This is a genomic window from Actinospica durhamensis, assembly GCF_018139695.1.
Lineage (GTDB): Bacteria > Actinomycetota > Actinomycetes > Streptomycetales > Catenulisporaceae > Actinospica > Actinospica durhamensis.
The window spans coordinates 1-7,318 of sequence record NZ_JAGSOG010000360.1 but is presented as its reverse complement, the minus strand read 5'-3'; the positions used below and the strand labels follow the sequence as shown (position 1 = coordinate 7,318).

The 7,318-nt window shown below is 67.8% G+C and carries 9 protein-coding genes and 2 tRNA genes; 5 read left to right on the top strand and 6 right to left on the bottom strand.

The features are described 5' to 3' along the window. Positions 1 to 15 precede the first annotated feature (15 nt). Positions 16 to 150, bottom strand: a complete 135-nt coding sequence (locus KDL01_RS37350) for an arginine repressor (RefSeq protein WP_307846770.1) — start codon at positions 148 to 150, stop codon at positions 16 to 18. 62 nt (positions 151 to 212) lie between these two features. Between KDL01_RS37350 and KDL01_RS37345 the strand changes: the two genes are divergently transcribed. Beyond that, positions 213 to 285, top strand: a tRNA-Asn gene (locus tag KDL01_RS37345). Positions 286 to 391: 106 nt separating this feature from the next. Continuing rightward, positions 392 to 465: transfer RNA gene (locus KDL01_RS37340), tRNA-Ile, on the top strand. A gap of 314 nt (positions 466 to 779) precedes the next feature. Here KDL01_RS37340 and KDL01_RS37335 read toward each other — a convergent pair. Continuing rightward, positions 780 to 1,538, bottom strand: coding sequence for a tyrosine-type recombinase/integrase (locus tag KDL01_RS37335; RefSeq protein WP_246577536.1), 759 nt, complete (start codon positions 1,536 to 1,538; stop codon positions 780 to 782). 972 nt (positions 1,539 to 2,510) lie between these two features. On the opposite strand from KDL01_RS37335, the gene KDL01_RS37330 reads away from it, so the two are divergent. Both KDL01_RS37330 and KDL01_RS46245 read left to right on the top strand, forming a co-directional pair. After that, positions 2,511 to 3,407 carry a tyrosine-type recombinase/integrase gene (locus KDL01_RS37330; protein WP_212533440.1) on the top strand — a complete coding sequence of 299 codons (897 nt, stop codon included), beginning with the start codon at positions 2,511 to 2,513 and terminating at the stop codon, positions 3,405 to 3,407. Continuing rightward, on the top strand, positions 3,317 to 3,598 hold the full coding sequence (locus KDL01_RS46245; RefSeq protein ID WP_368861730.1) for a site-specific integrase: 282 nt from the start codon (positions 3,317 to 3,319) through the stop codon (positions 3,596 to 3,598). Before KDL01_RS37330 ends, KDL01_RS46245 begins: the two co-directional genes overlap by 91 nt. A gap of 134 nt (positions 3,599 to 3,732) precedes the next feature. Here the strand turns inward: KDL01_RS46245 and KDL01_RS37325 are convergent, their stop codons facing one another. Together KDL01_RS37325 and KDL01_RS46240 are read right to left on the bottom strand one after the other, a co-directional pair. Continuing rightward, complete coding sequence (locus KDL01_RS37325) at positions 3,733 to 4,521, bottom strand: MFS transporter (protein WP_212533439.1); 789 nt, start codon at positions 4,519 to 4,521, stop codon at positions 3,733 to 3,735. 62 nt (positions 4,522 to 4,583) lie between these two features. Next, entirely contained in the window at positions 4,584 to 4,733 is a 150-nt protein-coding gene (locus tag KDL01_RS46240) for an IS3 family transposase (protein ID WP_212533438.1), read from the bottom strand. A 29-nt stretch (positions 4,734 to 4,762) separates the two neighbouring features. On the opposite strand from KDL01_RS46240, the gene KDL01_RS37315 reads away from it, so the two are divergent. Further along, positions 4,763 to 4,936 carry a hypothetical protein gene (locus tag KDL01_RS37315; protein WP_212533437.1) on the top strand — a complete coding sequence of 58 codons (174 nt, stop codon included), beginning with the start codon at positions 4,763 to 4,765 and terminating at the stop codon, positions 4,934 to 4,936. 385 nt (positions 4,937 to 5,321) lie between these two features. Here the strand turns inward: KDL01_RS37315 and KDL01_RS37310 are convergent, their stop codons facing one another. Together KDL01_RS37310 and KDL01_RS37305 are read right to left on the bottom strand one after the other, a co-directional pair. Beyond that, positions 5,322 to 6,308: an SMP-30/gluconolactonase/LRE family protein gene (locus KDL01_RS37310; RefSeq protein WP_212533436.1), complete on the bottom strand. Its 987-nt coding sequence runs from the start codon at positions 6,306 to 6,308 to the stop codon at positions 5,322 to 5,324. A gap of 66 nt (positions 6,309 to 6,374) precedes the next feature. Beyond that, positions 6,375 to 7,235: an SDR family oxidoreductase gene (locus tag KDL01_RS37305; protein WP_212533443.1), complete on the bottom strand. Its 861-nt coding sequence runs from the start codon at positions 7,233 to 7,235 to the stop codon at positions 6,375 to 6,377. Between the last annotated feature and the right edge of the window lie 83 nt (positions 7,236 to 7,318).

The window sequence follows — 7,318 nt, the reverse complement described above, 5'->3', positions numbered from 1 at the left end:
GGAGCGCCGCGGATCTCAGCCGCGGGCCGCCTCGCTGAGTCGTCGAGCCAGGTCGGGGCCGCCGAGCGGGTCGCGGCAGATCACCAGGACGGTGTCGTCGCCCGCGATGGTGCCCATGACTCCGGCGAATTGGCTCGCACCCCCCTGAATGCGCTAAGGTTGTTCACGCGAGGCCGGGTGGCAAGCCACCGGGCCAAGCGAGAGCGCACCGATCCTGCATAGCTCAATTGGCAGAGCAGCCGGCTGTTAACCGGCAGGTTATAGGTTCGAGTCCTATTGCAGGAGCGCGAGAACGTCTCCGTGGGCCCACGCCCCGGAGACGTTTTGCATCCGGCGGATGAATTGGTTGATACCGGACAGAACCGGGCACAACCCTTCCGCTGGAGCACCAGGGGCGGTAGCTCAGCCGGTCAGAGCAGGGGACTCATAATCCTCCGGTCGTGGGTTCGAGCCCCACCCGCCCCACCGAGGTTGGACATCCAACTACACGGATGAGCTGCGGAAATGCGGTTCAATCGTCTACCTGTTTACTTCGCGAATTCGTTTCCTGATTCCTGGTGGGTCCATGGTGGGGCCGAGGTGGGGCCCGTCTTCCGGCCCGCCGAAACGTGTTGACCAGAGCTTTCACCTGCTAGGTCTATCGCCCCGCGTTATCTCCGGGCGGCGCGCCGTATCCGATGGGTGCGTGGTATGTATCGGGCGGCTCGCAAAACCAGCTGCGGTGGATTCCGCGGCTTTTCGCGACAGGTTGGGTTCGACGCTGACGTAGGTGTCCGCGGTCAGGACAATGCTGGAGTGCCCGAGTTGGTCCTGGATGCCTTGAGCTCGTTGCCGGCGGCGAGCGCGAGGCTGGCAGCGCCGTGGCGCAGGTCGTGCAGGCGGATCGGAGGCATCCCTGCGTCGGCAGTGGCCTTGATGAACTCGCGGTAGAGGTAGTCGGGATTCAGCGGCTGTCCACGCCGGTTGGTGAAGACGTACCCGCTGGGAACGCATCCCAATTGCGTGGTTTCGGCTTGCTGGCGTGCGCGGTGCTGGCGCAGTTCCCTGATGGTGCCGCGGTCGAGCACGACCATCCGTTGGCTCGATCTGGTTTTCGGCGGGCAGTGCATGAGCCGGCCGTTGATGCGCTGGATTGTGTGGGTGATCATCAGGACACCGTTGTCGAGGTCGATGTCGCACCACCGCAGCCCTGCGGTCTCCGCCCGGCGAAACCTTCGTAAAGCAACCAGGTGGAACGCGGCATAGAGCCGGTGCTCGCGTGAGGAGTGGAGGAACTGAGCGGTCTGTGCCGAGGTCCACACCGCGACCGAGGGGCGCTTGCCCGTACGATTCCACCGTTCGACCTCGTACTCGGTCCAGATCACCGCTCGCGGTTTGCGCGGCCTGGGAAGCTCGAGATGCCGCGCAGGATTGTGTTCGATCAGCCCGTCGCGTATCGCCGCGTTCAACGCGACCCGCAGCGTCACCCGGATCCGCTCGAGTGTCGAGGGCGCGAGCGGGGCGCGCGGCTTGCTGCCTTTGGCGAGCCGGTTGAACATCTCCTGCACGTGGGCTCCTCGCAGGTCCTTCAACGGGATCCGGCCGAGCGCGGGCTCAAGGTGCAGCCGGTGTGGAGCGCGTACGCATTCGCCGTCGCGGGCGCCAGCGAGATCCGAGATCCGGGAGCCGAGCCATGTGCGCAGCCAGCCACCGGTCGAGACCGCTCCGGGAGCATCCAGCCGGGATATCGGAGCGCGCACCTCCTCCAGCGCAGCGAGAGCACTCTCCCGATTCGGGTAGCCCCCGCGGCGTACACGATGACGCGAGCAGTCGTCCGGATACCTCGGCACGTCGACCGCGAAGTACCACGAACCATGACCCGGCTCTGCCCCTCGCGCGCACTCCTTGCCCCGTGGGGCCCATCTCAACACTGCGACACCCGCACCGCTGATACACACTGCCCTGACTACGCACCGCACGCTCCCACTTGATCCACCACCATGCCGAGGGTCACAGCAGTACCAGTTCGCAGCCGGGCACACGAATCTGCCCACCGAGGACGCAATCCGCGCGCTCAAGCTTAGCTAAGCCGGTCAGATACCGGGCCGGACATCGGATCCTGAAGGTGCGCGAGCAGGCCGGGTGCACCCGCGCCTGCGCCCGCATCGTGGTTCACCCGTTCGGCCGTTCCACATGGTCAGCTGAATGGCCTAGGTGCACGCGATGGCTCCGGAGGTGCACTCATGAACGACTACGGAAAGGGACGACTACGGAAAGGGCACTGTCTACCGGCGTTGCGGGTGCCGTGACGCCGCGACCGGAACGCAACTCGGACACGCCTGCCCGCACCTGGCTGATCCCGATCACGGTTCCTGGTACTACGCCATCGACATCCCCCAGCTCCGCGGCGGCGACCGCCAGCGACTGGGCCGCGGCGGCTACGAGAGCGAACAAGCCGCCCGGACGGCGCTCGCAGAGCTACTCGGAGCCGGGCACCGCTCCGATCCAACGACGGCTCTGACCACTGGTGGGTGCGCACCTGGATCACCTCGCGCACCGGCCTCGCTCCGTTCACCCGCGAGGGTTACATGGTCCACATCCGGCTCTACCTCGAGCCCTTCCTCGGCGGCATTCGCCTGAGCGAGCTGCGCCGCGCCCACGTCCAGTCGATGCTTGACCGCCTCGCCGAGCGCGGCGCGGGCGGGATACCGCCGTGCCCCAACACCCTTACCCGTATCCGCGCCACCCTGCGTGCGGCCCTGAACGCCGCGATCAGAGAAGGGCTCATCGAGACCAACCCCGCCTGCGGCGTGTCCATCCCCACCTACCACCGTATACACGCCGTGATCTGGACCGAAGACCAGATCGCCCGATGGCGCCTGACCGGCCAACGCCCACCAGCGTCCGTGTGGACGGCCACCCAGACCGGCCAATTCCTCACCGCCACCCGCGAGCACCGCTTGCACGCCGCCTTCCACCTCATCACCCTGCGCGGGCTGCGCCGCGCAGAGGCCGCGGGCCTGCGATGGCAAGACGTCGACCTCGACCACCACATCCTCGTAATCACCCAGACCACCCAACGCGTCGATGGACGCCTCGTGCCCTGCGAGCCCAAGTCAGAGAGCAGCCGTCGCACGGTCGTCCTGGACCACACCACCGTCAAGCAACTGCGCCGCCACCAATCGCGACAGGCGGCCGAGGCCGCCGAGCGTGGCTTCGATCCCGGCGGATATGTCTTCACCAACCGTCGGGGCCAGCCCCTGAATCCGGACCACCTCTACCGCGAGTTCATCAAAGCCGCAGCCGAAGCCGGCCTGCCCCCGATCCGCCGCACGCCCTGCGCCACGGAGCGGCGACCCTCTCCCTCCAAGCCGGCAACGAACTCAAAGTCATCCAAGACAAACTCGGACACGCCAGCATCAACCTGACCGCCGACACCTACACCAGCGTCGCCCCCGAACTCGCCCGCCACGAAGCCGAAACCACCGCCCGCCTCATCGCCGACGCCGCACGCCCAAGCCACCGGCGACAAGGCCGAAACCGGCGCGACCGGATACCCGTCGACGGCGTCCGCAGGCTTACGAGCCACGCGCGAAGACTCGCCGGTCATCCGCGCTGAAGACTTCCCACGCCGACCTTGACTGGGCAGTCCGATTCCGGCTTCTCCTCGTTTTTCGCCGAGCCGCGCTCGGGCATCGAAGCCCTCTATGACCAAGGCCGAGGCGCCGCAGCCCGGTTGTGCTCGAGGCTGTCTCATCGACGCGACACATAGCCGACTGTCAGCGGCCATGCGATCAGTGGCACCGAGGGGCGAAAGGGTCGCTGGTTGCCGCGGCGCAGCTCGTTCTCGGAGTGACCCTGTCCTGCTCGACCGTGCTCGTGATCGCGATGGCGCTGGGCGGCGCGGTCTTCCTGGTCGTCTACCTGAGCAGGTAACCGGCCGCCGAGCCCCGGGTCAGCACTATGACGGCGGCGGGCCGGGTCGGGCGCACCGTGTGCGGGGTGCGACCCGCGCAGTGCCGTACGCCGGGTGAATGGGAGAGCCAGCGCGGTGAGTGCGGCCAGCGCCTTGAGTCCGGCGCCCAGTCCGACGGCGAGGGCTGCAGCGCCGACCAGCAGGGGGCCGACGGCGTCGCCGAGTTCGCGTCCGAGTTCGGCCGCTCCCATGGTCGTCCCGATTTGCTCCGGGTCGGCGGAGACGGCCAGCGCCGCGCACCTGAGCGGGGTGATCATGCCGGTGCCGATTCCGGTGAGCACGGCCGCGATCAGCATCCCGGCGATCCCGAGGCGCCCCAGGAGCCTCTGGTAGTCCTTCGCGGAGTATTGACCGCCCCCGTCGGTATGCATGATCGCGTTGCCGGCGGTCAGGCCGCGGTCGTGGGCCATGCTGAGCGCGTCGGTGACGAGGCTGGTGCGCATGTGTGGCGCGATCGCCCATACGATCAACTCCTTGCTACAGAGATCGATGACTGTCGCGAGGTAGATCCAGCCTTCGGACTTGCGGATACAGGAGATGCCGCCGGTCAGTTTCAGCCCCGGCATGGGAGCGGTGAACTGCCGCTGGGGCAGGGCCGGGATTGCGGCAGCGCCTTTGTCGGGTCTGGTCAGGTTGCGGAGCGCTTGCGGCGGGTGATCCCCGCAATGCCGTGCCCGCTTATGATTCGGGCGACCCGGCGCCGGCCGACGTCGGTGCCCTGCAGCTTCAGCTCCCGCGTGATCCGTTCTGCGCCGTAGGCGGGATGGGCCGTGTGCACTTCGCTCGGGCCCGGGCGAAGTAGCTCGAGTGATCGGTGGCGATGATCTGGCAGGTCCGCCGGGCCGGGAATCGGTGGTGGAGCTGGTGGACGAACGCGAAGCGTTCCCTTGCCGGCGCGTGATGAATCAAGGTCTCGGCCGCTTCCCGCGGGACGTCGGCTTCCTCGCGCAGCGTCTGCAGTTCGCGTTCGCGGCGGCGTAACTGCCTGCGGGCGTCGGCGAGGGCAGCTTCGAGATCAGGGCGGCTGGTACGGCGCGGCATGAACAAGAACCCTGGCAGCGACTGCCGGGCCGCCTCCGCAATGTCGAGGTCTTGTAGCACGACGGCCGCAATGCCGAAACCTGCTTAGCCGCACGTTAAACGACGTGCGAGCAGATGGTGGCAGAAACCGTGTCGACTCCATCTGCCAGAGTCGGACGGTCGACGCACCGGAGATGACCGCGATCGCCCGCGGGTGTGCCGTCCTGCCGATGACGTCGACCTTGCCGGTCGAGTCGAAGCCGGGCAAGGGAGCGGGCGCCGTCCGAGTCGGCGAGCGGGGTGACCTCGCGCTCACCCCGCTCGCCGTTGACCCGATGATGCCGGCTCAGTGCAGCGGGATGCTTTCAACGGTGAACACGGAGCTCTCCAGCGGGGCGCCGTAGAGGTAGTTGTTCATCTGGGAGTTGGTCACCAGCAGCCGGTCTGCGCTGATGGCGACGCCGGTGGGCGTATCGATTCCCGGGAAGGTGCGCTCGGAGACGAGGGTGGCCCGGGTGGCATCGTCGGAGAGCTCGACGGTATCGACCTCGTCGTTGACGGAGCGGTCGATGTAGAGCGTGTCGCCCTGCCGCGCGATGCCGTCGGCACTGGCGAGGGCCGGTCCGTCGATCTTGCGGATTTCACCGGTGGCGAGGGTGAGCCGGTAGAGCGCACCGCTGTCCCAGTAGCCGATGATCAGGGATTTGCCGTCGGGGGTGGTGGTGATGCCGTTGGCGTTCGAGGTGCCGGAGACGTAGTCGGGCAGGTTGTAGGCCGCCTGCAGTGTCCGGTGAGCGCCGGTGGCAGGGGCGTTGACCTGGGAGGCCGGGATCCGGTAGAGCACGGAACGGAAGGAGTCGGTGATGTAGACGTCTCCGTCGGCGGCCACGACTTCATCGTTGACGAGGGTCGGTGCGCCGGTGTCGGGGACGGTGAAGGACGACACGAGCTTTCCGGTGTTGGTGTAGATGAAGAACTGTCCCGTGAAGGCGCCGGCGAGCAGCAGGCGGTCGCCGTCGATCTTGACCCCGGTGACCTCGGTGCGGCCGTCTTGGCCACCCGGCAGAAACGGCTCGAGTGTCTTCGCGCCGACGAGTCCGCGATAGACGGTGCCGTTGTCGATGCTGCCGGTGTAGATGTACCGGCCGTCGGCCGCGATGCTCTCGGTGTAGGCATTGGCGCCGTCGATCTCGATCGAGTAGTCGCCCGTCATGTGGCCGTCGTGCGTCGCGGCGGTGGCGGGAAGAGCGAGTGCGGCCAGAGCGGCGGACGTCGCGGTGAGCGTGACAAGCGCACGGCGCCCGGTGCGGTGCGCGGTACTGCGGGTGGACATCGTGGTGGACCTTTCCCGTTGAACTGGGGATATATGAGACCTTTGATACTGCTGAAGCGGAGGGCGTCAGCGAAGAGCGTCGGCGATCGCGCCGGCCAGGGAGGTGGTGGGCCGTCCGATGAGGCGGCTCAGGTCGCCCGAGTCGGTGAACAGCTCGCCGCGGCCGAGCCCGAGGTCGGAGTCGGCAAGGACGCGCGCCAGTTCGGGGGGCAGGCCCGCGCCGGTCAGTGCCTCGACGAGCTCGTCCGCAGACAGATCGGTGTAGGTGATCGGCTTACCGGTGGCGGCGGAGACCGTCGCGGCGAGCTCGGCCAAGGTGAACGCCTCGTCGCCGCCCAGTTCGTAGACCGCGCCGGCGTGGCCTTCGGTGGTCAGCACGGCCGCGGCGGCCTCGGCGTAATCGGCGCGGGACACGGCGCTGACCCTGCCCTCGCCCGCGGCCCCGATGAAGGCGCCGTGCTGGAGGACTAGCGGCAATTGGGCGGTGTAGTTCTCCAGGTACCAGCCGTTGCGCAGCAACACGCTGGGAACCTCGCGCTCACGCAGGTATTCCTCAGTGGCTCGGTGGGTTTCGGCAAGGATCGTGGTGGCCGTATCGGCGTGCGCCATGCTCGTGTACGCCACCAGGGATACCCCCGCGGACAGTGCGGCATCGATAGCACGCCGATGGTTCTCGTAGCGCTCGTCCACGGGGAACGAGGCCGAGATCAGCAGCAGCTTGTCGGCACCCGCGAAGGCTGCCGCGAGGCTGTCCGGGTCGGCGAAGTCGGCCCGGCGTACCACGACTCCGCGGTCGGCCAGGTCCTTGATCCCTGCGATGTCCCGGCCGGTCGCGACGATCTGAGAAGCCAGTACTCCGCGGCGCAGGAGCGCCTCGACGGCGAGCCTGCCCAGCTGACCGGTAGCCCCGGTCACGACGATTGACATGACGATCTCCTTCTCCGCCGCGGCCACCCGCGGCGTCATAGTCGGGTGCGGCTGCCCGTGGGTGCGGGCGGCCGGGATCTGGG